Here is a 24806-nt window from a genome sequence, read left to right on the forward strand (position 1 = left end):
AGGCAGGCCGCAGTTGCCACGCGAGCATCGGCCGCAACAGCCCACCTGACGCCGTGAAACCGTCCACATCCAGACCCGTTCGGGCGAGATGCCTCCGTGAAGCGGCTCGACATTGCCACGGCCGCGATGGAGCTCCCGCCTGACACCGTCCTCGATGGCATGATGTGTCGTGCACAGCGCCTTGCGATCGATCAGCCCACTTACGCCGTGGGTGACGCCTGCGGCGCGGCACAACCGGCAGCAACGGCCGGACCCGCGCCCACAGTTCATCCGATACGAAACGTGCGGCCGACGGCCCGGTATCGCGTCGGGGGCGCGTCGCGGGATCAGCGTGACGGCTTCACCACGTAACCCAACGCTAGTAGACCAAGGCCCAGGACCAGCACGGTTGGCGAGCGTAAATACCAGCTCGTCAGCACGACAAGGGCGCCCGCGCCCCAGAGCCGGGGACTGCGCACACCACGCTGAAGCCATGAACCGGGTACCCGCTCGAGCGCAAGCGCATGAATTCCCACCACCGCGAGCGTGCCTAGCAGCACGGCAATCAGAATTACTCCCGCGATGAACACCATGCCCCGGTCCTGGCCCCTGTTCGTCCGTCGTCCGCTCCGCTCCGCGGTCAACTCCGCACAATAGTCGGGTATTCGTTATGCGCGGGGCTCGGCCGGTGGCGGCGGGACCGGCCTCGGCCACGGGTACAGGTTCGACGTGGTTGCGGAGGATATTGACGTGTCCCTCGCGGGCTGGAACTGGACGGCGGCGGCGAGGCCGAGGGCCTACTGCTGTGCGGGTTGCAGTTGCTCGAAGCCGTGCCGTTGCGCGGTGACCCAGGTCCGAGGCCTTCGCCCTGGACGACGACCAGCTGACCGGCCGACGTCGGCAGGCTCCCACCTCAGGCCAAACGTGCCTGTAGGAGCCGCGGTCAGCATTGCTGGTTGCTGGTCGTTGCCCAGGCCGGGCGCCAGCTGGGGGTGGCGTCGTCCGGTTCCTGGCACCGACCTTCGGTGAGCATCCCGGCCGCTGACCCGACGCGTTCTCCGGCTTCCTGCGGTCACGTGCAACCGGTCGGTACCCTGCCGCGGTCCTTACGGAGTATGGGATCGTCTTCGCCCCGGCGCCGGACCGAGCGGCGCGGACTGCGTCTGTGGCCGGTCGGTATTGTCCTGGTCATGGCCTTCACGGCAGCCGTCCTGGTGGCCGGCGCCGTCTTCTACACCGGGTGGGAGCTGCTCGGTGTCGGGGGACTGAAGCCCGAGCACCGTATCGGCTCCTCCACGCTTTTCGACCTGGTGAAGCTTTCCTTCGGTGTGGTCGCCGGCGTCGGAGCCCTGGTCGCCCTGGTCGTCGCGTACCGCCGCCAGCGAGTCGACGAAGACGGCGCGTTGCGCGAATCAACCCGCCTGCACACCGAGCGTTTCACCACGGCCGTCTCTCAGCTCGGTGACGATTCCGCCGCGGTCCGTCTTGGCGGCGTGCACGCTTTGGCCGGACTCGCCGACGATGCCCCCACCCGGGAATTGCGCCAGACCTCCATCGACGTACTCTGCGCCTACCTGCGTCTGCCGTATACCGCGCAATCCGAACTACCCCCGAGCAACACGGATGCCCGACACGCCTACCTGGGGCTGCGGGAAGTCCGGCACACCGTCATCCGTGTCATCCGGGACCATCTGCGCCTGGCCGCCGGGCATCCGGGCTGCTGGCGAGGGCACGACTTTGATCTCACCAACGTCGTCTTCGACGGCGGGGACTTCTCCGGTGTCGTCTTCTCCGGCGGCGCAGCCGACTTCAGCAGAGCTGTCTTCTTGGGCAGCGGGGTCATGTTCGACAGAGCGGTCTTCTCCGGGGGCGTGGTCGATTTCAACCACGCAGACTTCGCCGCAGGCACGGTCAGTTTCGACAGCGTGACCTTTTCCGGCGGTGCGGCCCGTTTCACGGAAGCAACCTTCTCCGGTAGCAGGGTCACCTTCAACAGCGCGGTCTTCTCCGGCGGAGCGGTCGACTTCAGCGGTGCGGCCTTCTCCGCCAGTAGTGTCACGTTCGGAGGCGTGGACTTCTCCGGCAGCACGGTCACGTTCGATTCCGCGCACTTCTCGGGCAGCACGGTCACCTTCGACGGCGCGCACTTCTCCAGCGGCACAGTCACCTACATCCGCGCAGAATTCTCCGGAAGCCATGTCTACTTCACCGGCGCGAACTTCTCCGGCACCGAGGTCACCTACAGCGGCTCGACCGTCACCGGCGGCGCGGTCGACTTTTTCGCCGCGGTCTTCTCCGGCGGTACCGTCACCTTCAGCAGCACGGAACTCTCCGGCGGCACAGTCGACTTCCGAGCTGCGCGGTACTCCGGTGCCATGACCAGATTCAGTGGCGCCGTCTTCTGCGGAGCGCAGGTCAACTACAGCGAGGCGGTCTTCTCCGGCGGGGCCGTGCACTTCATGGGCGCGGTCTTCTCCGCCGGCACAGTCAACTTCATTGGAACGTCTTTCTCCGGTGGCACGGTCAACTTCGGCAGCGCTAGATTCTGCCACGACATAGTCACCTTCGATCGCGCGAACTTCTCCGGCGGCACAGCCGACTTCCTCAACGCAACCGGCACAGCCCCGCCCGGACTGATGCTACCGAGCGGACTCCCTCTCGTCGGCGTCCGTGTGCCTCCTAGCTGGTCCAACTGACGTTGTACTGCAGTCGAGGTGCTGGAATGCCCGCTGCTTGTAGGGAATCTCTCTGACATACAGCGAGGGCTCACAAGAACCGTCACAAACCCCGTTCCCACGGCGGCGCTGCCGGAGCGGTCCGGCCTCGTCCTCACCGCCCACGGTGACTTGGCGCAACCAGGCATCGCGTCCACCGACTGCCTCCACCGCCCGCGTCCCCACCGACCCGGCCGACTACCAGGAAGGACGTAGCTTCGTGCAGGTCTTGAACCCGGACCGAGGGGAGCCTCGCCGTCGCCCAGGCATTCGGGGCCGAGAAGTGTGAAGGAGCCCGGGCTGATCGCCGAGCACTCCAGCCGTAGATCGTTGGCGCGTCGTCCCACCGACTACACCTACGGGTGCGTGTCCGTGATCGCGATGACCTCGTCGAGGCGGTCCAGGGCAGCCTGGAGGTCGTTGACCTTGGCCTGGATGCGGTCGCGCTCGGCGCGCAGCATGGCTCGCTGGTCGGTGTCGGTGTGCCCGGAGTCCCAGCACGGAAGGAGTTCCGTGATCCGCCGACTGGTCAGGCCGGCGGCGAACATCTGCTGGAAGAAACGGACCAGGGCGATGGCGTCCTGCCGGTAGAGGCGCTGCCCGGACGGGCTGCGCTCCGCGATGAGCAGCCCCTGCTGCTCGTAGTAGCGCACGGCACGTACCGAGACGCCGGCCCCCCGTGCCACCTCGCCGATGCGGATCAACCGCTCGGTTGCGGACTCTGTGACGGTCATGGTGATTCCTCTCACCCCAGTCCTGGCTGCCAGCACTTGCCTCTGACGTCAGCGTCAGGTTCTAGCGTACGGGGCATGGACATCAACAACTCAGTCGCCCTGATCACCGGAGCCAACCGCGGCCTGGGCCGCGCCTTCGCCCAGCGCCTGCTCGAACGGGGCGCCCGCAAGGTCTACGCGACAGCCCGCCGACCGGAGACCGTGGACCTGCCCGGGGTCGAGGTGATGCCCCTTGACATCGCCGATCCCGCATCCGTGAGGGCCGCGGCCGACGCCGCCCCGGACGTCTCGCTGCTCATCAACAACGCGGGGATCCAGACGGGGACCGACCTGGTGACCGGTTCGCTGGACGCGGTACGGCACGAACTGGAGACCAACGTGTTCGGCCACCTGGGAATGGTCCGGGAGTTCGCGCCGACGCTCGCCAGGAACGGCGGAGGCGCGATCGTCAACGTCCTCTCCGCCATGTCGTGGTTCGGGGGCAAAGGCGCCAATGCCTACCACCTGACCAAGGCCGCCGCCTGGGCCATGACCAACGGCGTCCGCCTGGAACTCGCCGAGCAGGGCACGCTCGTCACAGCTGTGCACCTCGGTCTGGCCGACACCGACATGGCCGCGGGCTGGCCCGTGGCCAAGATCGCGCCGTCGGACCTGGCCGACGCGGCGCTCGACGGTGTCGAAGCGGGTTCCGCCGAGGTCCTCGCCGACCAGTGGAGCCGGGACGTCAAGTCCCGGCTGCCGCTGACACCGGAAGAGTTCAACGCCGCGATGGACCAGGCCCTGGCGGGGCTCACGGCGGCCTGAGCGGCACTCGGGCCGCACGGGCTTCGGTCGGTTGCTTTCTGAGGTCGGTCAACTGTCCCTTCATCCGCGGCTGTGGATCTGCATGTTGTGGCCTCGCGTCGCCCGGAGTGGCAGCCCCTGCCGAGCTGACCGTCGACGGCAAGACAGGCTTGCCTGCGCCTGGGCGGGGCGCCTCGAAAAGGGGCCCCGCCCACCACACGCCCACCGGACGGCAAAACCCGCTTGCCGCACCCGTGGACACCGAAGTTCGCGTCAGCTCGCCTGGCAGACGAGTGTCGGTGTGCCCGCGCCGCCCGGTGCCGCGCCGAAGCCGAACGAGGTCGACGACCCGACGGCGAGTGCGCCGTTGTGCGCGGCGTTGCGGGCGGTCACCGTCCTGCCGGTCTGGGTGTGGGTGGCGTTCCACATGCTGGTGACGGTCTGGTTCCCGGGCCAGTCCCAGGTGACCTGCCAGGACTTGGTGGCCGATGTGCCGGTACCAGTGACGGTGATGTCGGCGTTGAAACCGCTTCCCCAGTCACTGCTCACCTTGTAGGTGGCCGTGCATCCGGCCGAACCGCCGCCCGAACCGGAGGTCGTCGCGGAGACCGGCTCCGAGGCCGGTGACGTGTTCCCCGCGGCGTCGCGTGCCCGCACCGTGTACTCGTAGCGGGTCGATGGGGTGAGCCCGGTGTCGGTGAAGGTCGTACCCGTCGCGGATCCCACCTTGCCGGTGCCACGGTAGACGTCATAGGCGGTGACCGCGGTGTTGTCGGTGGAGGCCGTCCAGGACAGCGAGACGCTTGTGGCGGTCGTGCCGGTGACCTTCGGTCCGGTGGGCGTCGAGGGTGCCGTGGTGTCGTCCCCACCTCCCTCGCCGCCGGTGAATCCGGGTGCCTTGATGGAGGCCAGGTAACCGTCCTTGACGGTGTCGACGCTCTGCCAGTCGTCCTTGAGGATGCCGCCCGTGTCACCCGAGTTGGGGTTCCACGACCAGAAGGTCCAGCTGACGCTGTCCGCGCCGTAGGTCTTGGTGGGGCGGAGGTAGTCGACCAGGGCGGCCAGCCATTTCTGGTCGATGCTCGACTGCAGGGTGGTGCCGAATTCCCCCAGCCATACGGGGGCGATGTTCTGCTTGAAGATGTATCCCCAGTTCTTGTCCCAGACTCCGGGCATGTTCGCGGGGAAGGACGGGTCGTTGAACCAGGGCTGCTGTGCGACGCTCGTGGCGTAGTCGTGGGCCGAGTAGACGACCCGGTTCGCGACGGCGAGACGTACGGGGGCCGTGGCCACACCGGCGAGGTTGCCGCCCCACCAGGTCGACTGGCCGTTCACCGTCTGCACGCCCTCGACGAAGATCAGGAGGTCGGGGTTGACGGACAGCACGGCGTTGCCCGCTCGCTCGGCGGCGAGCCGCCAGTCGGTGGACGTGTCCCCGCATCCCCAACAGGCCGGGTCATGCGGCTCGTTGTGCAGGTCGATGCCGACCACGGCGGTGTTGCCCTTGTACCGGGTGGCGAGCGCCTTGAGGTGGGTGATCCAGGCGGTCTCGGGGACCGAGGCGGTGTACCAGAGGGCCGACTGGGCCGAGGAGTCGGGGCGGTGGCGGTCGAGGACGACCTTGAGGCCGATGGAGCCCGCGTAGTTCACGATCTTGTCCATCACCTGCAGGGAGTCGAGCCCCTCCAGATCGGTGTTGAGACCGTTCGCGTACGTGATCCCGGTGGGCGTCGTGCCCTTGAAGATGTCGTCGCTGTAGGGCAGGCGGACCGTGTTGTATCCGAGCGAATTCATCTGGTCCAGCATCGACTTGTAGTCGCGGGACCAGAGGCCGTGCGGGGCGTAGTTGGCGGTCTCGAACCCGAACCAGTTGATCCCCGCCATCCGCACCGGTCGGTCCTGTGCGTCGAGGAGCAGGCGGCCGCTGGTGTGCCAGTACCCGGAGCCGGCGGAGGCGAGCGCCGCTCTCGACGGGGGAGCGGGGGACGCCTGTGCGGGGGTGGTGAGCAAGGGTACGAGGGCGATCGCGAGGGTGGCGAAGAACGCGAACAGGAAGTTCCAGGAGCGGCGGGCGGGCGGATGTCTCATGGGGGTCCTCTCGAACGGGACGGGAACGCCTACGGGGCCAGGGTTTTGGGAGCGCTCCCATCTGAACCGAAGGGGTGCGGAGGGTGCATAGCGGTTGGGAGGGAGGTGGAGGCGCCCGGTATGAATGACGCGTATGCGCGAGCGGCCCGGAACGTCCTGTTCCGAACCGTCCGCCCGTCAAACCCGGGTCGCGCCCATGGAAGCCACTAAGCGTGTACGCGTCAATACCCCGCGCACCGATCGGCGCACGAGGCTAAAACCCGTACGGCGGTGCGCGCACCCCTCGTGAGGTAACACGCACCCCGGGGTGGAGCGGAAGCTGAAGCAGAGCGACCGTGAGGTCGCTCTGCTGGGTTCCTCCTCCGACGCGACCTCGACCGGGAGGCCGGCGGACGGGGTGGCGTCACGCAGGAGCGTCGAGCGGCGGGTGTTCGAGCACGCGGGGCTTGTATTCGACCAGTTGGATGCGGCCGTCGAAGGTGCGGTGCTCGATCATCTCAAGGGCAACATCCGGATAACCGTCATAGATGCGTTCTTCGCCCGTGGCTCCGGTGATCACCGGGAACATCACGACCCGGAAGCGGTCGACGAGTCCGGCTTGCAGCAGGGACCGGCACAGGCTGAGACTGCCGATCGTGCTCAGGAGCCCCGAGCCGTTCGCCTTCATGACGCGGACCGCCTCGACGGCGTCGTCGCGGACGAGCGTGGAGTTGGCCCACGTCAGTGGCTCCTTGAGTGAGGAGGAGAAGACCACCTTGGACGCCTGTGTGAGCTCGTCGACGGACGCCTCTTCCTCGGGCCTGAACTCGTCCTGGCCCTTCGGGACCTCGCCTGCGGCGAAGCCTGACATCAGACGGTAGGTGTTGGCTCCCATCAGGTAGGTCGCCTGGGGCTGCTCGCCGAGCCATGCGAGATACTCCGGGCCTTCCAGGCCCCAGAACCCGGGCCATCCCTCTCCCGACGCGTAACCGTCGAGGGAGGTGATGAAGTCGACGAGAAGCTCCGACATGGCGGTGTCCTTTCCTTGGGGTGACACCACCTTGGACCGGTCGGGAGTCACGAACTCATCGGCGGCGCGGTGAAGTAACGAGAAAAAGACGGTGCCGCCCGCGCGGCCGGGACTGACAGCGACGAGACGGAACGGAGGGCGACCTCCCGCAGCGGCGAAGGGTGAGTGTTCTCATTGAACGTCGAGCAGTGCCACCGTCAGGAGGACACCATCAAGACCAACGAAGCGACGGCCGTGGCGCAGTAGAAACCGGGAAACGCAAGGTTGTAGAGCACGTGGGCGCGCAGATGGAAGGTGAGGGCGCCCATGTAGAGCAGGACGAGACCGCAGGCCGCGGCGGCACCGAGGGGGCGCAGTGCCGCGTCGAAGAGGCCGAGGAGGAGGCCCGCCGCACCCGCCAGTTTCAGGGCGGCCAACCGAGGCAGCCAGGCTCGGGGCACACCCACCTGCGCCGAGTTGACCAGCACGAAGCGCGCCCCGGCGAGGTCGGCCGCGGCGATACCGATGTTGACAGCGGCGGTGAACACGGTGACGACGAGGAATGCGAGGTGGGAATCGGTCATGCCATCAGGGTCCGCGGGCGTTTCGGCACCGTCCAATACCCGCTTGTATAACGTGATGGTATGGACGTGGACACGCGCCTGCTCCGGTACTTCGTCGCAGTGGCGGAGGAGGGCAGCCTGACCGGGGCCGCGCAAAGACTCTTCGTCTCGCAGCCCGCGCTGACCAGGCAGATCCGGCGCTTGGAGGATGCTCTCCGGGTACCGCTCTTCGCGCGATCACGGTCCGGGATGGCGCTGACCGAGGCCGGTCGAGAGCTCGCCGCGCGGGTGCCCGTACTGCTGGACGGCTGGGACGAGGCGGTACGGGCAACCGGCCGGGCGGCGCGGGTGCTGCGCCTGGGCTTTCTGGACGCGGGTGCCGTGGGCGCCGTCCACGAGGTCATGGCCGAGTTCCACCGGACGCAGTCGGAGTGGCGGGCGGAACTGCGTCAGTTCGACTGGTCGGATCCGAGTGCCGGCCTGGCCCGGGGCGAAGTGGATGCGGCAGTGGTGCGTCTGCCGTTTCCGGGCCAGGAGGCGCTGAACGTGCGGGAGTTGTTCGTTGAGGAGCGTGGGGTGCTGCTGCCGGCTCGACATCCGTTGGCGAACGGCGGGGCGGTGGAGTTCCGGGACCTCTGGGACGACCCCTTCGTCGCGGTCGGGGCCGAGACCGGAGCCTGGAGGGAGCACTGGCTGGCGGCGGGGGAGCGGGGAGGGCACCCGGTCCGGATCGGCGCCGTCACCAGCCGGCCCGACGAGTGGCTCGGAGCGGTGGCTGCCGGCTGCGTAGCGTTGGCCCCGGCGTCGGCGGCCCGTTTCCACTCCCACCCGGACGTGGTGTTCCGTCCGGTCCGAGGGGTCTCACCGAGCCGGGTAGCGCTGGCCCGACCGAAGGGCCGGACACGCGAGGCGGCGCTGGATGGGCTGCTGGAGGCCATCGCGACGCGGCTGAGCCGGAGCTGACGACGACCGACGGACCGCTGGCACGCTGCCCGGCCGGATCGGCGCCACTCCCGGCGACAGCCGTGGGGAACGGGCTCGCCGAGCACGAGGCCCCCCACGGCGACCGCCTCGGTCGGGTGTGCCTGGTAAGCCATGAACGCCGACCGCGCCGCTTCGATTGCGCTCGCTGTCTGATGAGGACACTCGGTCGAGCGGTGGGCAGACACCGGTAGGGTGCCCCGTTATGGACGCGGGGGCAGAAAACGAGATGGTTGCGGTCCCGTCTGGACAGGTGACGCTGTCGGACCGGCGGACGCAGAGCAGTTGGCCGGTCGAGGTCGCGCCGTTCGAGATGTCGGCGTTCTCCGTCACGCAGCGCTGGTACGCACGAGTCACGGGCCGGCGGCCGAGTAGCGCCCAGGGCGAACGGCTGCCGGTCGAAGGCGTTTCATGGTGTGACGCGGTCCGGTTCTGTAACGCCTTGTCCCGGGATGAGGGGCTGACGCCCGCGTATCACCTGAGCGTCGGCGCCGAGACGGCCGAGTGGGACGCCTCCGCAGACGGATACCGGTTGCCGACCGAGGCCGAATGGGAGCACGCCTGCCGTGCGGGCACTACTGGCCCGCACTACGGCCGGCTCGACGAGGTTGCCTGGTACCAGGGGAACGCCGATGGCCGGGTCCACTCCGTCGGCGGCAAGCAGCCCAACGCGTGGGGTCTGTACGACATGCTGGGAAATGTGTGGGACTGGTGCTGGGACGTCTACGACGCCGAGGTGTACGGGGCCTACCGAGTGCTCCGGGGCGGTGGTTGGGCCGACGAGCACTGGAGCTGCCGGGCGTCGGTGCGGCGGCGCAGCCACCCGACCTTCCGGATCGACGACGTCGGATTTCGCGTCGTGCGCTCCACACTGCTGCCGCGGCCGTAAAGCTCGTAACACACCACTGCCGCGGCCGTAGAGCTCGTAACACACCACTGCCGCGGCCGTAGAGCTCGTAACGGGATCTTGTTGCAGTGCCTTCGTCACGCAGGCCCGCACCCCGGCGCCGGCCGCCCATGGGTTGTGGCAGTTTCGCTCAAGCGGCGTGGCGGTTCTTGCGGCGGCGTACGGCGAGGGCGGTGCCACCACCCGCGGCGATCAGGAGGGCGGCCACGCCGGCGTTCGGCACGGGGTTGTCGATTGCGCCGGTCTCGGCGAGGTGGGAGCCATGGGCCGCGGTCGACGGGGCGCTGTTGTGAGCACGGCACCATCGGCGCTCCGGGTCCTGAGGTGACGCCGATCAGTTCCCACCGGCCGCCTCGGCCCTTTCCTTGAACTCGGTGTCGGAGGTGGTGCCAAAGCCCAGGAGCCGGGTCGGTGTGCCCGGCCGCCCGGCCTGCTCGGCGATCTCGATGGGCTTCTGGGCGACCGGGCGGTCCAGGCGTATCAGCGCGATGTCGTTCTTGTTGGCGGTCTTGCCGTCACCGCTCACAGAACCGGGGTGCACGAAGGTCCGGCAGCCACACTTCCGCCAGGCCATTTCCCCGGTACAGAGAGGGCTGGCCACCCGGGTGACATACCTCGCCGCCACAGGAAGCAGGGGTTACGCCGAGGGCGCCGCGCTCGCGTGACCGTCGCCTGCCTCCGGATCCTGCGGCGGGTCGCTGAGCTGCTCGCGCACATAGTTCCAGACCACCGCGATCAGGGCGGCGGCCGGTACCGCGAGCAGGCTGCCCACGACGCCGGCCAGGTTCGCGCCCAGGGTGACCGCCAGCAGGACCACCGCCGCGTGCAGACCGAGCCCGCGACTCTGGATGATCGGTTGGAACACGTTGCCTTCGAGTTGCTGCACCGCGACGATGATCGCCAGCACGATCAGGGCGTCCGTCAGGCCGTTGGACACCAACGCGATGAGCACCGCCACGAAACCGGCGAACAGGGCACCCACGATCGGCACGAACGCCGAGATGAAGGTCAGTACCGCCAGGGGGAGTACGAGGGGGATGCCCAGGATCCACAGGCCCAGGCCGATGAAGACCGCGTCGAGCAGGCCGACCAGGGCCTGGGACCGTACGAACGCGCCCAGAGTGTCCCAACCGCGCGCTGCCACGATCGGTACGTCGTCGGCGAGTCGGCCGGGGAGCTGACGGGCGAGCCACGGAATGAACCGCGGGCCGTCCTTGAGGAAGAAGAACATCAGGAAGAGCGACAGCACCGCGGTGACCACACCGTTCATCACGGTGCTCACTCCTGTGAAGAGAGCGGTGACCATGCTGCCGACGCTGTCCTTGATGCGGGCGGTCGCCGAGTCGACTCCGTCCGATATCTGGGCGTCGTCGATGTTGAAGGGCGGCCCCGCGGCCCAGTGGCGCAGTTTCTCGATGCCGTCGGCCACGCCGTCGGACAGGTCGCCGGACTGGGATGCCACCGGCACGGCGATCAGCGCCACGAGGCCCGCTGCGACCACCAGGAACAACACGGTCACCACCGAGGCGGCCAGGGCGGGCGGCCACCCGCGCCGACGCAGGAGGCGGGTCAGGGGCCAGGTCAGTGTGGTGAGCAAGAGGCCCACTATGAGCGGCCAGACGACCGACCACATCCGGCCCAACACCCATAGGGCCACCGCGGCGGCCACAAGAACCACCAACAACTCGACGGAGACTCGTGCCGATCTGCGGAGCGCGGCGGCGGTTTTCGTGGAACTCAGAGTGGCAGACATGGGGCACACCCTATTGATGCTTCAGTCACACGCCGGGACCGGAGTCAGCTGGGGGCGGTTGCCGGGGCACGTACCACCACGATCTCGCGCACGGGGCGGGGTTGGCCGTGCAGGGTGAACTCCCCCCGCACCGGCTTCCCCCGAGCCGGAACGGCATCGACGTCTTCCTCGGCCTGGATGCCGGCCAAGGCGGACACCATGCCACCGCCGCTTCTGCGAATACGCCGATCCGGCGCTCTTCCCCTTGCCTCGCGGCCGGACCGCCCATACCTTACTGCCAAGTAAGTTGACTCTACAGTAAGGGGGTTGGCCTTGGACGCCTACCGGATTGTCGTGGTCGGCACGGACGGCTCGGAGTCCTCGTTCGCGGCGGTCGAGGCAGCGGCCCGGCTCGCCGCGGTCTGTGGAGCCGAACTCGTGATCGCCTGCGCTTATCTGCCGTTGCGGGGACGCGAACTCGACGTGGCGCAGGACCAGTTAGGGGCCGAGGCGTACCAGGTCGTGGGCTCGGCGCCCGCCGAGGACACTCTGCGTACGGCCGCGGACCGGGCCCGCGCGCAAGGAGCGGCGAACGTACGGACGGTCGCGGCGCAGGACGAACCGGTCCCCGCGCTGTTGCGGATCGCCCGGGAGTGCCCCGCCGATCTCCTCGTCATCGGCAACCGCGGCCTGCGCTCGCTCGCCGGGCGCATCCTCGGCTCCGTACCCGCGGACATCGCCAGGAAGGCAGACCTCGACGTGCTGGTCGTGCACACCACATGACCGCTCCGAGAGCGGCGGACGACGCGGCCGCCCCTCCTCCCGGCGTCGACGACCTGCGACGCGCCGTCGAAGAGGCGCTGCTCCAGGGGAGCCGCACCTGGACGAGGCAGGAGGTCGCCGAGCGATCCGGGGTGGGACCCGAACGCACCGCTGAGATCTGGCGCGCACTCGGGTTCGCGACAGTCGACGACGACGCGCGGGTGTTCACCGACGCCGACATCGAGGCGCTGCGCGCGGGCGAACGGCTCATCGCGGCCGGGCTCACCACCGAGGAGAGCGAGACGCTGATGGCCCGTGCCCTGGGCCATCACCTGTCCCGGCTCGCCGAGTGGCAGGTACACACCCTCTGGACCTGGATCAACCGGGACGCGAACGCACCCTTGAGCGCGGTGCGGCTGGCGGAGCATGCCGCGGCCCTGCTGCCGGAGATGGAACTGCTTCAGCGACACGTGTGGCGCAGGCACCTCGCCGCGCATGCCGGGCGAGTGCTCGCCGAGACGCGGGAACACGACCTGGGCCGGCGCGGACAGCCGGACCACGGGGAAGACGAGCCGGTGCCGCCCGGTGACGGCGCCGATGTCCGCGCCCTGGCGGTGGGCTTCACCGACATGGTCGGTTACACCCGCATGACCCGGGGACTGGACAACGCCGAACTCGGCCGCGTACTCGACCGGTTCGAGAGCCTGACCGGGGATGTGGTCGCCGACGGAGGCGGCCGGGTGGTGAAGACCATCGGCGACGAGGTGCTCTTCCTCTGCGAGTCGGCGGTCGCGGCCGCCGACATCGCCCTGGAGCTCACGGCCCGCGCCGAGGCGGATCAGCGGCTGCCGCAGGTGCGGACCGGGCTGGCGCACGGCTCCGTCCTGAGCCGCTTCGGTGATGTCTACGGGGCGACGGTGAACGTGGCCGCCCGGCTCACCGCGGTGGCCCGCCCCGGCACCGTGCTGGCCAACACGGAGTTCGCCGGCGAACTCGCGGGCATGCCGGCGTACGCACTCAAGGTGCTCCGTCCGGTGTCCGTACGCGGGTACAAGAGGCTGCGCCCGGTGTTGCTGCGGCCCGTGCCCGACCTTCGGCGCGAGAGGAAGGAGGTGTGAGGACAGTGCCCCGGACGTGTGGTCCGCACCGGGCGCCGGGGTGCCCGCACACCCTGGACGTGCGGTCCGCACCGGGCACCGGGACCCGCACCCCGGCGCCCGGCTATGTGCTCGCGCGGGCCCGCGCGGGCGAGTGGTCCCGCCCCGGGCGCGCCGTCAGCTCACGCCGCCCGCCACAGCGCAGGAACCCCCGGCGGCTCCCAGCCCTTCTGGGCGGTATGCGCCTGAAGACAGACGTAGGCGCGGCCGGCGTACGTGACCCGGTCGCCCGCCCGGTACGCGGTGCCCACGGACCAGGTCCCGCCCGGCGGGGTGGGGGTGGGGGTGCCGGGGCCCGGGTCCTGCGGGATGTCGAGGACGAAGTCGAAGGCCGCCTCCCGGCCGCCACCTCCGTCACGTACGTTCATCAGCAGCCGGGCGTCGAAGAGGGTGTCGGTGTTGTTGCGCGGCTCGTTCGGGAAGTACAGCTGCGTGGTGAGGACCGGACGGCCGGGCGCCTGCAGCTTGACGTGGAGATGACGGGTACGTCCCGGGTACAGGCCCGGCACGATGGTGGTGAGCGTGAAGGAGCCGCGGGAGTCGGTGAATTGGTGCCCGCGCAGTCTGAAGCCCGTGTTGTCGTAGGCGCCGCCCGCGTCGGCCTGCCAGAAGTCCAGCAGGACCCCGGACAGGGGGAGGCAGGCGCGGCCGAAGGCATAACCGGTCACGGTGAGCGGGGTACCGGGCAGGCCGGTCTCCCGGAGGTTGGTGCGCTGCGGTGAGTTCGGTTTGAAGTAGGGGCCTTCTATCTGCTCCGGGGTGGGATCGTCGCCGTCGTCGCACGGCGGGGTGAGTTCCGGTGCCGTGCCGCTCGTCGCCACGGTGCGGGCGAGAGCGGGGCCGGCGGTCAGGGCGACGGGGATCGCGGCGGTGGCCGCGAGCGCCGCCCGCAGCAGCGTCTTGCGGCGGATGAGCCCGGGGGAGTCCGCTCCGCGGCCGGCGCCGAGGTCGTCCGGGTCCGTGCCGTGTGTGCCTGCTTCGTGCATGTCTCCTCCTCGTGGGGCGGTGGGCACCGAAGTTAGGCGGGCGCGGGCGGCGCCGCGAGGGACTGGTGACGGTGGCTGTGGTGTTTTCGGAAGGCTCCGGGGCTGCTGCCGGTCTCGCGCCGGAAGAACCGGCCGAAGTAGGCGGGGTCGCCGAATCCGGTGCGGGCGGCGACCTGCCGGACGGACAACTGGGTGTGGGCGAGCAGCTGTTGCGCCAGGTAGACGCGTGCCTCGATGAGCAGCCGCCCGGGCGGCCGGCCGGTGGCCGCACGTACGGCCTGAGTGAGATACCCGGGGGTGACTCCCAGCCGGTCGGCGCACTCCCGCACGGTCTGCCCCACCGTCTCGGGGCGGGCGACGAGCCGCGCGAAACCCTCGGCAACGGCGGCCGTGCGGCCCTCCGCTCCCGGCTCCCGGCGCCGCCCGTCGGGGTCCGGGAGCCGGGCGGCGCGCACGACGAGCACGTGGAGCAGGGAGCGCAGGACGCTCTCGTGCCCGGCGCGACGTTGCCGGTGCTCCGCGACCAGTTCGGCGATCAGCCACCGGATCGACCGGTCCTGCTCGGGATCGAGGTCGAACCAGCAGTGTGCCCCGAGCTCTCGCAACACCTCCCGGTCGCCCGGGTGGTCCATCAGGAGGTCGTCGGTGAACAGCACGACCGACCCCTCCGGCCCCTGGCCGCCCGCCCAGTGGTGCACCTGACCGGGCAGGACCACGGCCAGCTGCGGAGGTCGCACCGGCCACCGGGCGAGATCGACGACGTGGTCGCCCGAGCCCGCGCGGACGTGGACGATCTCGTAGAAGGTGTGCCGGTGCGGCCGGTCCCACCGGGACAGCGGTCCCACCTCCTCGAAGGAGCCGGCGGCGAAGGGCGGGGCGCCGGACCGTGCCACCTCCAGCCGGTGCAACGGCACATCTCCCGCGCCGTGGGGCAGGCTCGGAACTCCCGGGGGGACGGTGGTGCTGCGCATCGGTGCGGCTCCTCTCGCGGAACACCGGCCGGGTCGGGCAGATGCGTTCCCGCTCTGGTCTGTACCAACCCCTTGTCCGATGCCCGGGAGCGCCGCAAGCTCCCCTCATGGAGCTGGAGTTGCGGCATCTGAGGACCATCCGGGCCATCGCGGACGCCGGCAGTCTGACGCGCGCGGCGACGGCGCTCGGGCTCGCCCAGCCCGCCCTCAGCGCACAGCTGAGACGCATCGAACGGGCCCTGGGCGGCGCGCTGTTCGAACGCGGCCGGCACGGGGTGCGGACCACCGCCCTCGGCGAGCTGGTCCTGGAGCGCACCCGGATCGTGCTGCCCGCGGTGAGCGACCTCCGGCTCGAAGCCGCCCGCTTCGCCCGGGCCCGGCCGGGCGGGGACCGGCAGCGGCTGCGGTTGCGGCTCGGCGGGACGCACGGACCGCTGCTGGGCGCGCTGGTGGACCTGCTGGCCGACGCCGCACCCGGCACCACCGTCTCCACCTGTGCCTCCTGGTCGGAACGGGAACTCGCCGCGCTGCTGACCGAGGGCCGCCTGGACTTCGTGCTCACCGGCGCCTGCGGCCTGGCACCGCCACCGGAGTCCCCGGACGTCCTGTGGGAGGAGGTCGCCGTCGACCCGGTCTTCGTGATGCTCGCCGACGGTCACCGGCTGGCCCGCGTACGGGAGATCGACCTGGCGGCACTCGCCGACGAGGAATGGGCGTGCGTGCCGGGCGACGGCTGCTTCGCGGACTGCTTCACCACGGCCTGCGCCCGGGCCGGTTTCTTCCCCCGGCGCATGTACGAGACGGACACCGCGTCCTGTGTGCACCTGGTCCAGGTGGGCCGGGCGGTGGGCCTGTGCCGGGCCACCTTCCCGCCGACTCCCGGACTCATCACCCGTCCGCTCGCCGGTACGCCCCTGTCCTGGCGGCACCTCCTGGGCCGGCACTCCGCAGGGCAGCAGCCGGACACCGCGGGCACCGTGCTGGCCCAGGCACGTGAGGCGCACGCGGGAGCGGCGGCGCGCAGCGGCAGTTACGCGCGCTGGCTCGCCCAGCGCGCTCCGGACCGGTCCGCCGTGCGGAGCCCGGTACAGAACGCCCTGCCGCACCCCGCCCACCCTCCGCGGCGGGTTCCATAACGTGCGGGCAGGGGGTCGATTGATGTCTTACGGGCCGCGACGGACCCCCTTACGGTGTCGGCACTCCCACCGACTCCGAGGAGACCTCCCATGCCCCCAAGACCCCTCAAGGCCACCTGCGTGGCCGTCGCGGCGGCCGGTGCCCTGCTCGCCGCCGGGCTGACCGGCTCCGCGAGCGCCCAGCCGGCCCCCTCCGACCCCGCCGCCCCGACGGCTGCCGAGCACCCGCGCACGGCCGCGGCCCCGCCCGGCCTCCTCGCCGCACTCCAGCGGGACCTCGGCCTGAACCGACGGCAGGCCGACCGCCGCCTGGCCAACGAAGCCGGGGCGGGCGCCACCGCGGGCCGGCTCCGCGCCACCGTGGGCGCGCACTTCGCGGGCGCCTGGGTGAGCGGGAGACTGTCGGACACCCTGACCGTGGCCACGACCGACCCGACCGACGTACGCGCCATCCGGGCGCGGGGCGCTGACGCCGTCGTCGTGGACCACTCCCTGGCCGCACTCGACGCGGCCAAGGCACGCGTGGACCGGGCCGCCACGCTCCACCCCGGCACCGACACACCGGTCCGGTACGTCGACGTCCCCACCAACACACTCGTCGTGGAGGCGACACGGGCGGACGTCGCCCGCGCCCTGCTCGCCGCGGCCGACGTCGACGCCTCCCTCGCCCGGATCGAGCGCATCACCGAACGCCCCCGCCCGCTCTACGACCTGCGAGGCGGTGACGCCTACTACATAGGCAACAGCAGCCGCTGCTCCATCGGATTCCCGGTGACCCGCGGCACCCAGCAGGGGTTCGCCACAGCAGGACATTGTGGTCGCGCCGGCAGCACCACCACCGGCTCCAACCGGGTCGCGCAGGGCACCTTCCAGGCGTCCGTCTTTCCCGGCAACGACATGGCCTGGGTCGCCACGAACGCCAACTGGACGGCTACGCCGAACGTCAACGGTTCCAGCGCGCAGGTCGCCGGGTCCACACAGGCCATGGTGGGCTCCTCCGTGTGCCGCTCCGGCTCCACGACGGGCTGGCACTGCGGCACGGTGCAGCAGCTCAACACCAGCGTGACGTACCCGGAGGGCACCATCGGCGGAGTCACCCGCACCTCGGTGTGTGCCGAACCGGGTGACTCGGGCGGCTCGTTCATCTCCGGCAGCCAGGCCCAGGGCGTCACCTCGGGCGGTTCAGGCAACTGCACGAGCGGCGGCACGACCTACTTCCAGCCGATCAACCCCATCCTCCAGAACTACGGCCTCACCCTGAAGACCACCACGTCCGGCCCCGGCGACCCGGGAGACCCCGGCGACCCGGGCGGCACCTGGTCTGCGGGCACCGTCTATCAGGCGGGCGCCACAGTGACATACGGCGGTGCCACCTACCGCTGCCTGCAGGGCCACCAGTCCCAGCCGGGCTGGGAGCCGCCGAACACACCGGCGCTGTGGCAACGGGTGTGAGCCAAGGGCCAGGCGTCTACGGCGACGGCCCCGCGGGGCGCGCCGCGCCTGTAGGGGCCTGTCATGTACAGATGTACGCACCGCGCGCCCGTCGTGGAGGCCGCACGGCGGAGCCCTGTGACAGGAGTGATGCACGGACGTGACGTCCTGCTGGCAGGGTGATCACGGTGGACATGTTCGAGGAAGCCGACGGCCTGGTCAGGCCAGGACAGAAGAAGTCTGCCGCCCCAATGAAGTCGGTCCGTGCGGCCGTTGGGGTGGCCTTCCTCCTGGCCGCGATGCTGGCGGGACTCGTCGGCTGCGCGCCGTCCTCCGGGCCCACACTCCTCGCACCGTCGGTCTTCTACGTTCCGCGCGACGCCGACAGCAGCACCGTGCTGCGTGTTGAGGAGAACCAGGCGGCCGACGTCACGGTCACCTTCGACGCCAACGCCCTGAAGGACATCGCGGTCATCGAGACGGCGACGGACAGTTGCCCCGTCCGCCTGCCGGTCTTCCGCTGCACAGGAGAGCACAAGGCCCCCTCCCAGGGCGGCCACCACCAGTCCTTTCGCCTGAGCCCCGCGGCCGGCTCCGCGGCGGGCGACTCGGCGGTGCTGCGCTACCGGGTGACAGCGCCCGGCAGGCCCACTGTCGGAGGAAGCACCCGCATCGTGATCGGCAAGCCGGAGCTGGCGGTCGCCGCACAGGCCGATCGGCTCGACGTCGACCCGGGCGGCAGCCTCGGCGTCACGCTGACCCTGCGCAACACCGGGGATGTGCCCGCCCGCGGAGTCGCGCTCTTCATCAGCACCCGGGACGGCCTCACCCCGACCGTCCAGCACCGCAACTGCCGCTACCGGGGCAGCACATCGGTGTGGTGCCGCCTGCCGGCCGCCGATGTCGTCATTCCTCCCGGCGCGTCCTACCGACTCGGCGCCCGAGAGGTCTTCCGGGCCGCCCGTGACGCCACGCATCCGCGCGTCTCGTTCGAGGCAGCCGCCCTCGGGACCGACTACGTGCCTCCCGGTGAAGTGGCGTCCCAGTACCGGCCGGGCGACAAAGCCGCGCTCCGCCTGGTGCCCGGCAGAACCCAGGGCGAGCAGACGCACGGCACCGGTTCGGCGGAGCTGAAGGTGTCGGTGGACAACGAGAGCGATCTGGCCGCCGTCGCGGGCACCGTCCGGGGACCGATCGGCAGCCGTGCCACGGTGCGCGTCGGCGTCCGCAACGACGGCCCAGGTGCGCTGCCCGCCCCGGCGCGGATCACGTTCACGGTGCCACCGGGGACCACCGTCGTGTCCTCCCCGTACGCATTCGAACGCGACGAGGAACTGATCGACCAGGACTGCCGCGCGCTCGGCCCGAACGGCACGCCGCTGGCCCCTGCGTCCGAGAGGCAGCCCCCAGCACGTCGGTACGTGTGTACGACGCAGGTCGGGGCGGAGGGGGCCACGACCACCTTCCCCTTCGCTCTGCGCATAGACAAGGATGTCGCTCACCGGGCCGGCCAGGTCAGCGTCTCCGACGGCGAGGGCGGGCGCGTCAGCCGTGACGTCACCACCGCCAACGACACCGCCCACGTCACCGTGGCGGTCTGGCCGGGACCCTCCTGGGCCACACCCGGCCGCTCCGTGGCGGCAGCGATCACCCTCGCGGTTCTCGTCCTCGCCGCGGCTCTGGGCATGTGGCACCGCAGGCGCTCCTGCCGTCAGGGCGCCACGGCGTAACCGAGGTCCCGCGAAACCGTCGATCACCACGGCTCCAGCACAGAACAAGGGCGTCCGTGACGGCCGCCCGCAACGGCCCGCATCAGCGCACCAGGCAAGGGGGCTCTCGCAGTCCCTGTATCAGCAGGGTCTCCAGAACGTCCGAAACGCCTGCCAACATGAACACGCACCGCAGCTCCACCCGCACCAGTTCAATCCGGCGACCCGAATGCGCGACCGTGTCGGCGCATTCTTCACAACAGATAGGGACGGCGACCAATGGCGGAGAGCCAATTCACCACGCACACACAGCTTTTCGATCTGAGTGGGAAGTGCGCGCTTGTCACCGGCGGCACCAGGGGCATCGGGATGATGATAGCCCGCGGCCTTCTCCAGGCGGGCGCCCGCGTCGTCATCAGCTCACGCAAGGCGGACGCGTGCGCGGAGGCACAGCGTCAACTGTCCGAATTCGGCGACGTTCGAGCAATACCCGCCGACCTGTCCAGGCACGACGAGTGCCGGCGCCTCGCTGATCTCGTCGAGGCCGACTCGGAACGCCTGGACATCCTTGTCAACAACGCGGGAGCGATGTGGCGCGAGCCGCTGGAGACGTTCCCGGACGAGGCCTGGGACACAGTGATCGACCTCAATCTCAAGTCGCCGTTCTGGCTGGTGCAGGCGCTGCTCCCCGCACTGCGCAAGGCGGGCACCGCCGATGATCCCGCGCGGATCATCAACATCGGCAGCATCGCCGCCATCCACGTAGCCCAGTCGCCCAACTACTCGTACGCCAGCAGCAAAGCGGCACTTCATCAACTCACCAGAGTGCTTGCCGGCGAGCTGGGCCCCCAGCACATCACGGTGAACGCGGTAGCACCGGGTGTGTTCCCGTCGCAGATGATGGCGTCCACGCTCGATGTCATCGGTGACACGATCGCGGCGGCGGCCCCATTGCGCCGGCTCGGCCGGGACGACGACATGGCGGGAATCGCCGTGTTTCTCGCCGGCCGCGCGGGGTCCTACCTCACGGGCGCCGTCATCCCGGTGGACGGTGGCATTGCGACGACCGCATCGGGAACCCCCTAGGCTGCGGGACGGACTTATGGTGAGGGAATGGCCCCGATGGACATACGCACCGAGATCCGGGAGTTTCTCACCTCGCGTCGCGCCCGCATCGCACCCGAGCAGGCGGGTCTGCCCGCTTACGGCGGCAACCGCCGGGTCAAAGGTCTGCGCCGCGAGGAGGTAGCGCTGCTCGCGGGGGTGTCGGTCGACTACTACGTGCGCATGGAGCGCGGCAGCCTCGCCGGTGCCTCCGATGGCGTGCTCGACGCGTTGGCCTCTGCCTTGCAACTCGACGAGGCCGAGCGCGACCACCTGTTCCACCTCGCGCGCCGATCCAGGACGCCCGGCGGCCCGCGCCGGCGTAGGTCTGCCGTGACGGTGCGCTCGACGCTGCAGCAGGTGCTCGACGCGATCTCCGGTGCGCCGGCCTGGATCGGTAACGGCCGTTATGACGTGCTCGCCATGAACCAACTCGCCCGCGCGCTGTATTCGCCCGTGCTGGCCGACCCGCGACGGCCCGCGAACACAGCGCGGTTCGTCTATCTGGATCCCGAGGCGGCCAGCGACTTCTTTGTCGACTACGACCAAGTCGCCGCCGGCGTGGCCGCGAAGCTACGCATGGAAGCCGGCCGCAATCCGCACGACGAGGAGCTGATCGCCCTGGTCGGTGAATTGTCCACGTGCAGTGAGCTGTTTCGGCAGCGCTGGGCGTCTCAGGACGTGCGGCTGCACCGATCCGGCCGTAAGCGTGTGCGCCATCCGATCGTGGGCCGGCTCGACTTGGACGTCGAGTCCCTGGAACTGCCTGCCGAGCCCGGCCTGCACCTCAACATCTACACCGCACCCGCGGGCACCCCGACCGCTGACAATTCAGCGCTCCTGGCGTCATGGGCGGCCACCCAACAGACGCTGGACAGCGTCTAGGGTCGCGTTCCATGACGAGGATCACTCCACCACGCCCGCTTGATGTCGAGGCGCTCTTCCCGGAACTGGCTGCTCACCGGGGTACGACGACGCGGCTCCACCCGCGACCGGGCAGCCCGCAGACTTCTGACAGCTCGGTGGGTGGTCCGATGCTGTGGCCGGCGAACGAGCCGTGGCCGGTATGCGATGAGGCCCACGGCAGGGGGCGAGGGCGGCGCCCGGCCGACATCCACCGCTACCGGCGGATCCTGGATGTCGCGTGGGCTCGCGAACAGAGCCCGGGCCCTACGGAGGAGGAACGGGAGCTCCTGGCCGAGCTCTACCTGGAGCACCGGCTTCCCGAGGCACCGAAGACGGATCCGCTGCCACTGATCGGCCTGGCCCAGCTGTATCGGCGGGATGTCCCGGACCTGCCGCAGGGGCCGGACGACTGCGACCTGCTCCAGGTGTTCTGGTGCCCCTTCGACGCGCACGGCCCGAGCCGGTACGACCTGAATCTGTCTCTGCACTGGCGGCGGTCGTGGGAGGTCGGGGACGTGTTGGCCGTTCTCCCGCAGCCGTTGGTCGTCGGGTCCGCCGGGTTCGTACCCGAGCCCTGCGTCCTGCGACCGGAGCGGGTGACCACCTACCCGTTCGCCGGCCTCCTGCCCCCTGAGCTGTGCGCCCGGCTCGACGCTTGGGAGGAAGCCCAGGAAGAGGAGGCCGAGCGGCAGCCCCACACGAACGCGGCCGATCCGGTCTACTACCAGTACGACCTGTCCATCCCGCCCGGCTGGCGCGTCGGCGGCTTCGCCTCCTGGCACGCCACCGACCCCTACCCCATGGACTGCCAGACCTGCCGCACGCCGATGCACCTACTGCTGACCATCGACAGCTCGGAGTGGGACGGCGGCAGCGGTAGCTGGAAACCGCTGGAGGATCGAGACCTGCCCGCCCACCGCTCTGCCACGCCCACCGAAGTCGTCGTGGGCCGATCCGGCGAGCTGAACCTCTTCGCCTGCCCCACCGATCCCGACCATCCGCACCGCTGGAGCATCCAGTAGCACCACCGCGTGGGCGAGACTCTCCTACGGGGTCTGAAGGCGTTGATCTACAGGTAGTCGGCGACGAGGTCGGCGAACTCCTCAGGCGTGATCACCTTGACGCCCAGGTCATTGGCCTTGGCGGCCTTGCTGGACAACTTGCCGCCCGCGGCGGGGGTGCAGACGAGGTAGGCGGTCTGCGCGGTGACGCTGCTGGCGTCCTTGCCGCCCGCACGCTTGATGAGGTCGTTCATGGCGCTGCGGCCGAGCTCGGCGAGCGGGCCGGTCATCTTCCCGGTGACGCAGACCTTCAGCGGCTTGCCGTCCTCACCGACCAGCGGGCCCTGCCCGGCGCTCTCGTCGACGGGCTCGGTCATCGTGGCACCGGCCGCGACCATTTTGTCGATCACCGGGGCGAGTTCGGCCAGCGCTTCGACGATGCCCGGCGCCTTCTCGGTGCCGATGCCGTCGACCTCCCGCATGGCCTCGGCGTCCGCCGCCCGGATGGCGTCCATCGTGGTGAAGTGGGCGGCGATCCGCTGCGACAGGCGGCGGCCGGTGTTGCGGACACCCAGTGCGCACAGCTGCCGGTTCAACGGCTTGGACTTGGCGGCCCGGATCTGCTCGACGAGTTTGGCGCCGCGCTTCTCACTGCCGGAGGCCTGGATCAGCGTCTCCAGATCCAGGGTGTACAGGTCGGCGACGTCCGTGACCGCGCCGGAGGCGACGAGCGCGTCCACGTAGGTCTGGCCCAGGCCGTCGATGTCGAGGCAGTCGCGCTGTGCGGCGTAGGCGATCAGGGCAGGCAGGCGGCAGGCCGCCCCCTTCTCGCACCGCCACCGCTCCTGGCGCTTGTCGATGGCGCTGCCGCAGTGGGGACAGACCTCGGGGAAGGGGATCTCGACGGCGTCGGCCGGGCGCAGGGCGACGACCGGCGCCTGGACGCGGGGGATGATGTCACCGGCCTTGAACACGGTCACCGTGTCGCCGATGTGCAGGTCCCGGCGCCGGATGTCGGCCGGGTTGTGCAAGGTCGCGAACTCCACCGTCGAGCCGTCCACCTCGACCGGCGCCAGACGGGCCCGCGGGGCGATCACACCGGTGCGGCCCACGTTCCACTCGACGCCCAGCAGCGTCGTGGTCCGCTCGACGGCAGGCAGCTTGTAGGCGATCGCCCAGTGCGGGTAACGCGAACCGAACCCCGCCCGGGCCTGCTCGGCGGCCGAGTCGGCCTTGATGACCACACCGTCGATACCGAACGGCAGGCCGGGACGCAGCGCCTGGACCGCCTCCACGCGCTGCTGCGCCTCGGCCAGTGTGGCCACGACGCTCAGGCCGTCGGGCGCGTCGCCGGTGGTCTGTACCCCCGCGGCGGAGACGAGGCCGAGCAGCTCGGCGTGGGCCGCGCCGTCGGGCAGGAACGTCTCGCCGGGCAGGTTGACGGCTCCGTACGCCCAGAACGTGAGCTCCAGGGTGTAGGGCCGGTTCTGCGCGCGCAGCGTGCCGGAGGTTCCGTTGCGCGGGTTGGAGAAGACCTTCTCGTGGTGCGCGGTGCGGATCTCGTTCGCGCGCTCGAACTGGTCCTGGGTGAAGAGCACTTCACCGCGGACCTCGAAGGTGTGCGGCTGGGGCAGCCGCGCGGGCAGGCCGACGAGGGAACCGATCACATGGCTGATGTCCTCACCGAAGCGGCCGTCGCCTCGGGTGACGATCTGGGTGAGGCGGCCGTTGACGTAGCGGGCGGCGATCGCGGCGCCGTCCAGCTTGTACTCCACGGTGTAACCGCCGGCGACCGGCCGGCCCAGTCGGCGCTCCAACCCCGCGCCCCAGTCGGCGAGCTCGGCAGGGGTGAAGACATTGTCCAAGGACAGCAGAGGTGCGGTGTGGGCGACGTCGCCGACCGGCGCGGCGCCCGCGGCGACCTTGTCGGTGGGGGAGTCCGGTGAGACCTCGTCGGGGTGTGCCTGCTCCCATGCGGCGATGCGGCGCAGCAACTGGTCGTAGGTCGCGTCGTCGAGGACGCTCTCGGTGGTGAAGTCGCCGTCCCCACCGTAGTAGGCGCGGGCGGCCTGGCTGACGCGGGCGATGGCGTCCTGGTACTGGGCAGGGCTGGTCAGCGCCTCATCGGCGCCAGATGCGGTCATGCAGACATCCTTCCTCAAGGGTCTGACAAA

22 protein-coding genes are annotated in these 24806 nt (G+C 70.2%); 12 read left to right on the forward strand and 10 right to left on the reverse strand.

What is annotated here, in order from left to right:
• Window positions 1–326: 326 nt before the first annotated feature.
• Entirely contained in the window at window positions 327–572 is a 246-nt protein-coding gene (locus tag ACZ45E_RS26230; protein WP_468224738.1) for a hypothetical protein, read from the reverse strand.
• Window positions 573–935: 363 nt separating this feature from the next.
• Between ACZ45E_RS26230 and ACZ45E_RS26235 the strand changes: the two genes are divergently transcribed.
• On the forward strand, window positions 936–2675 hold the full coding sequence (locus ACZ45E_RS26235) for a pentapeptide repeat-containing protein (protein ID WP_468224741.1): 1740 nt from the start codon (window positions 936–938) through the stop codon (window positions 2673–2675).
• Between the two features lie 374 nt (window positions 2676–3049).
• Here ACZ45E_RS26235 and ACZ45E_RS26240 read toward each other — a convergent pair whose 3' ends face one another.
• The gene (locus tag ACZ45E_RS26240; RefSeq protein WP_468224743.1) at window positions 3050–3427 is read right to left on the reverse strand and encodes a MerR family transcriptional regulator; all 378 of its coding nucleotides are present in this window, start codon (window positions 3425–3427) and stop codon (window positions 3050–3052) included.
• 75 nt (window positions 3428–3502) lie between these two features.
• Between ACZ45E_RS26240 and ACZ45E_RS26245 the strand changes: the two genes are divergently transcribed.
• Window positions 3503–4231, forward strand: a complete 729-nt coding sequence (locus ACZ45E_RS26245; RefSeq protein WP_468224745.1) for an SDR family oxidoreductase — start codon at window positions 3503–3505, stop codon at window positions 4229–4231.
• 252 nt (window positions 4232–4483) lie between these two features.
• Here ACZ45E_RS26245 and ACZ45E_RS26250 read toward each other — a convergent pair whose 3' ends face one another.
• From ACZ45E_RS26250 to ACZ45E_RS26260, 3 genes are all read right to left on the reverse strand, one after another.
• Window positions 4484–6298 (reverse strand): cellulase family glycosylhydrolase, encoded by a 1815-nt coding sequence (locus ACZ45E_RS26250; RefSeq protein ID WP_468224748.1) that lies wholly within the window; start codon window positions 6296–6298, stop codon window positions 4484–4486.
• 403 nt (window positions 6299–6701) lie between these two features.
• Window positions 6702–7307: a dihydrofolate reductase family protein gene (locus ACZ45E_RS26255; protein WP_468224751.1), complete on the reverse strand. Its 606-nt coding sequence runs from the start codon at window positions 7305–7307 to the stop codon at window positions 6702–6704.
• Between the two features lie 197 nt (window positions 7308–7504).
• Window positions 7505–7870, reverse strand: a complete 366-nt coding sequence (locus ACZ45E_RS26260) for a DoxX family protein (RefSeq protein ID WP_468224753.1) — start codon at window positions 7868–7870, stop codon at window positions 7505–7507.
• 60 nt (window positions 7871–7930) lie between these two features.
• Here ACZ45E_RS26260 and ACZ45E_RS26265 point away from each other — a divergent pair, with 60 nt between their 5' ends.
• Together ACZ45E_RS26265 and ACZ45E_RS26270 are read left to right on the forward strand one after the other, a co-directional pair.
• Window positions 7931–8812, forward strand: a complete 882-nt coding sequence (locus ACZ45E_RS26265; protein WP_468224756.1) for a LysR family transcriptional regulator — start codon at window positions 7931–7933, stop codon at window positions 8810–8812.
• Window positions 8813–9035: 223 nt separating this feature from the next.
• Window positions 9036–9719, forward strand: coding sequence for a formylglycine-generating enzyme family protein (locus tag ACZ45E_RS26270; protein WP_468224759.1), 684 nt, complete (start codon window positions 9036–9038; stop codon window positions 9717–9719).
• Window positions 9720–10071: 352 nt separating this feature from the next.
• Here the strand turns inward: ACZ45E_RS26270 and ACZ45E_RS26275 are convergent, their stop codons facing one another.
• Both ACZ45E_RS26275 and ACZ45E_RS26280 read right to left on the reverse strand, forming a co-directional pair.
• Window positions 10072–10263 (reverse strand): hypothetical protein, encoded by a 192-nt coding sequence (locus ACZ45E_RS26275; RefSeq protein ID WP_468224761.1) that lies wholly within the window; start codon window positions 10261–10263, stop codon window positions 10072–10074.
• Window positions 10264–10374: 111 nt separating this feature from the next.
• On the reverse strand, window positions 10375–11490 hold the full coding sequence (locus ACZ45E_RS26280; RefSeq protein WP_468224763.1) for an AI-2E family transporter: 1116 nt from the start codon (window positions 11488–11490) through the stop codon (window positions 10375–10377).
• Between the two features lie 312 nt (window positions 11491–11802).
• On the opposite strand from ACZ45E_RS26280, the gene ACZ45E_RS26285 reads away from it, so the two are divergent.
• Both ACZ45E_RS26285 and ACZ45E_RS26290 read left to right on the forward strand, forming a co-directional pair.
• Window positions 11803–12252: a universal stress protein gene (locus ACZ45E_RS26285; RefSeq protein ID WP_468225100.1), complete on the forward strand. Its 450-nt coding sequence runs from the start codon at window positions 11803–11805 to the stop codon at window positions 12250–12252.
• Window positions 12249–13349 carry an adenylate/guanylate cyclase domain-containing protein gene (locus ACZ45E_RS26290; protein ID WP_468224764.1) on the forward strand — a complete coding sequence of 367 codons (1101 nt, stop codon included), beginning with the start codon at window positions 12249–12251 and terminating at the stop codon, window positions 13347–13349. Before ACZ45E_RS26285 ends, ACZ45E_RS26290 begins: the two co-directional genes overlap by 4 nt.
• Before the next feature lie 161 nt (window positions 13350–13510).
• Here the strand turns inward: ACZ45E_RS26290 and ACZ45E_RS26295 are convergent, their stop codons facing one another.
• On the reverse strand, window positions 13511–14374 hold the full coding sequence (locus tag ACZ45E_RS26295; RefSeq protein WP_468224766.1) for a dioxygenase family protein: 864 nt from the start codon (window positions 14372–14374) through the stop codon (window positions 13511–13513).
• A gap of 32 nt (window positions 14375–14406) precedes the next feature.
• On the reverse strand, window positions 14407–15345 hold the full coding sequence (locus ACZ45E_RS26300; protein ID WP_468224767.1) for a helix-turn-helix domain-containing protein: 939 nt from the start codon (window positions 15343–15345) through the stop codon (window positions 14407–14409).
• A gap of 107 nt (window positions 15346–15452) precedes the next feature.
• On the opposite strand from ACZ45E_RS26300, the gene ACZ45E_RS26305 reads away from it, so the two are divergent.
• The 6 genes from ACZ45E_RS26305 (at window position 15453) to ACZ45E_RS26330 (ending at window position 22653) form a co-directional block, all read left to right on the forward strand.
• Complete coding sequence (locus ACZ45E_RS26305; protein ID WP_468224769.1) at window positions 15453–16481, forward strand: LysR family transcriptional regulator; 1029 nt, start codon at window positions 15453–15455, stop codon at window positions 16479–16481.
• A gap of 90 nt (window positions 16482–16571) precedes the next feature.
• Entirely contained in the window at window positions 16572–17933 is a 1362-nt protein-coding gene (locus ACZ45E_RS26310) for a carbohydrate-binding protein (protein WP_468224771.1), read from the forward strand.
• Between the two features lie 158 nt (window positions 17934–18091).
• On the forward strand, window positions 18092–19642 hold the full coding sequence (locus tag ACZ45E_RS26315; protein ID WP_468224774.1) for a COG1361 family protein: 1551 nt from the start codon (window positions 18092–18094) through the stop codon (window positions 19640–19642).
• Window positions 19643–19900: 258 nt separating this feature from the next.
• Entirely contained in the window at window positions 19901–20707 is an 807-nt protein-coding gene (locus ACZ45E_RS26320; protein WP_468224776.1) for an SDR family oxidoreductase, read from the forward strand.
• Between the two features lie 36 nt (window positions 20708–20743).
• Window positions 20744–21610, forward strand: a complete 867-nt coding sequence (locus ACZ45E_RS26325) for a helix-turn-helix transcriptional regulator (RefSeq protein ID WP_468224778.1) — start codon at window positions 20744–20746, stop codon at window positions 21608–21610.
• An 11-nt stretch (window positions 21611–21621) separates the two neighbouring features.
• A complete protein-coding gene (locus ACZ45E_RS26330) occupies window positions 21622–22653 on the forward strand; it encodes a hypothetical protein (protein WP_468224781.1) in 1032 nt (343 codons plus the stop codon).
• A gap of 47 nt (window positions 22654–22700) precedes the next feature.
• Here the strand turns inward: ACZ45E_RS26330 and ligA are convergent, their stop codons facing one another.
• On the reverse strand, window positions 22701–24776 hold the full coding sequence (ligA, locus tag ACZ45E_RS26335) for an NAD-dependent DNA ligase LigA (protein WP_468224783.1): 2076 nt from the start codon (window positions 24774–24776) through the stop codon (window positions 22701–22703).
• Window positions 24777–24806 lie beyond the last annotated feature (30 nt).

This window comes from Streptomyces sp. NPDC030991 (genome assembly GCF_055571235.1).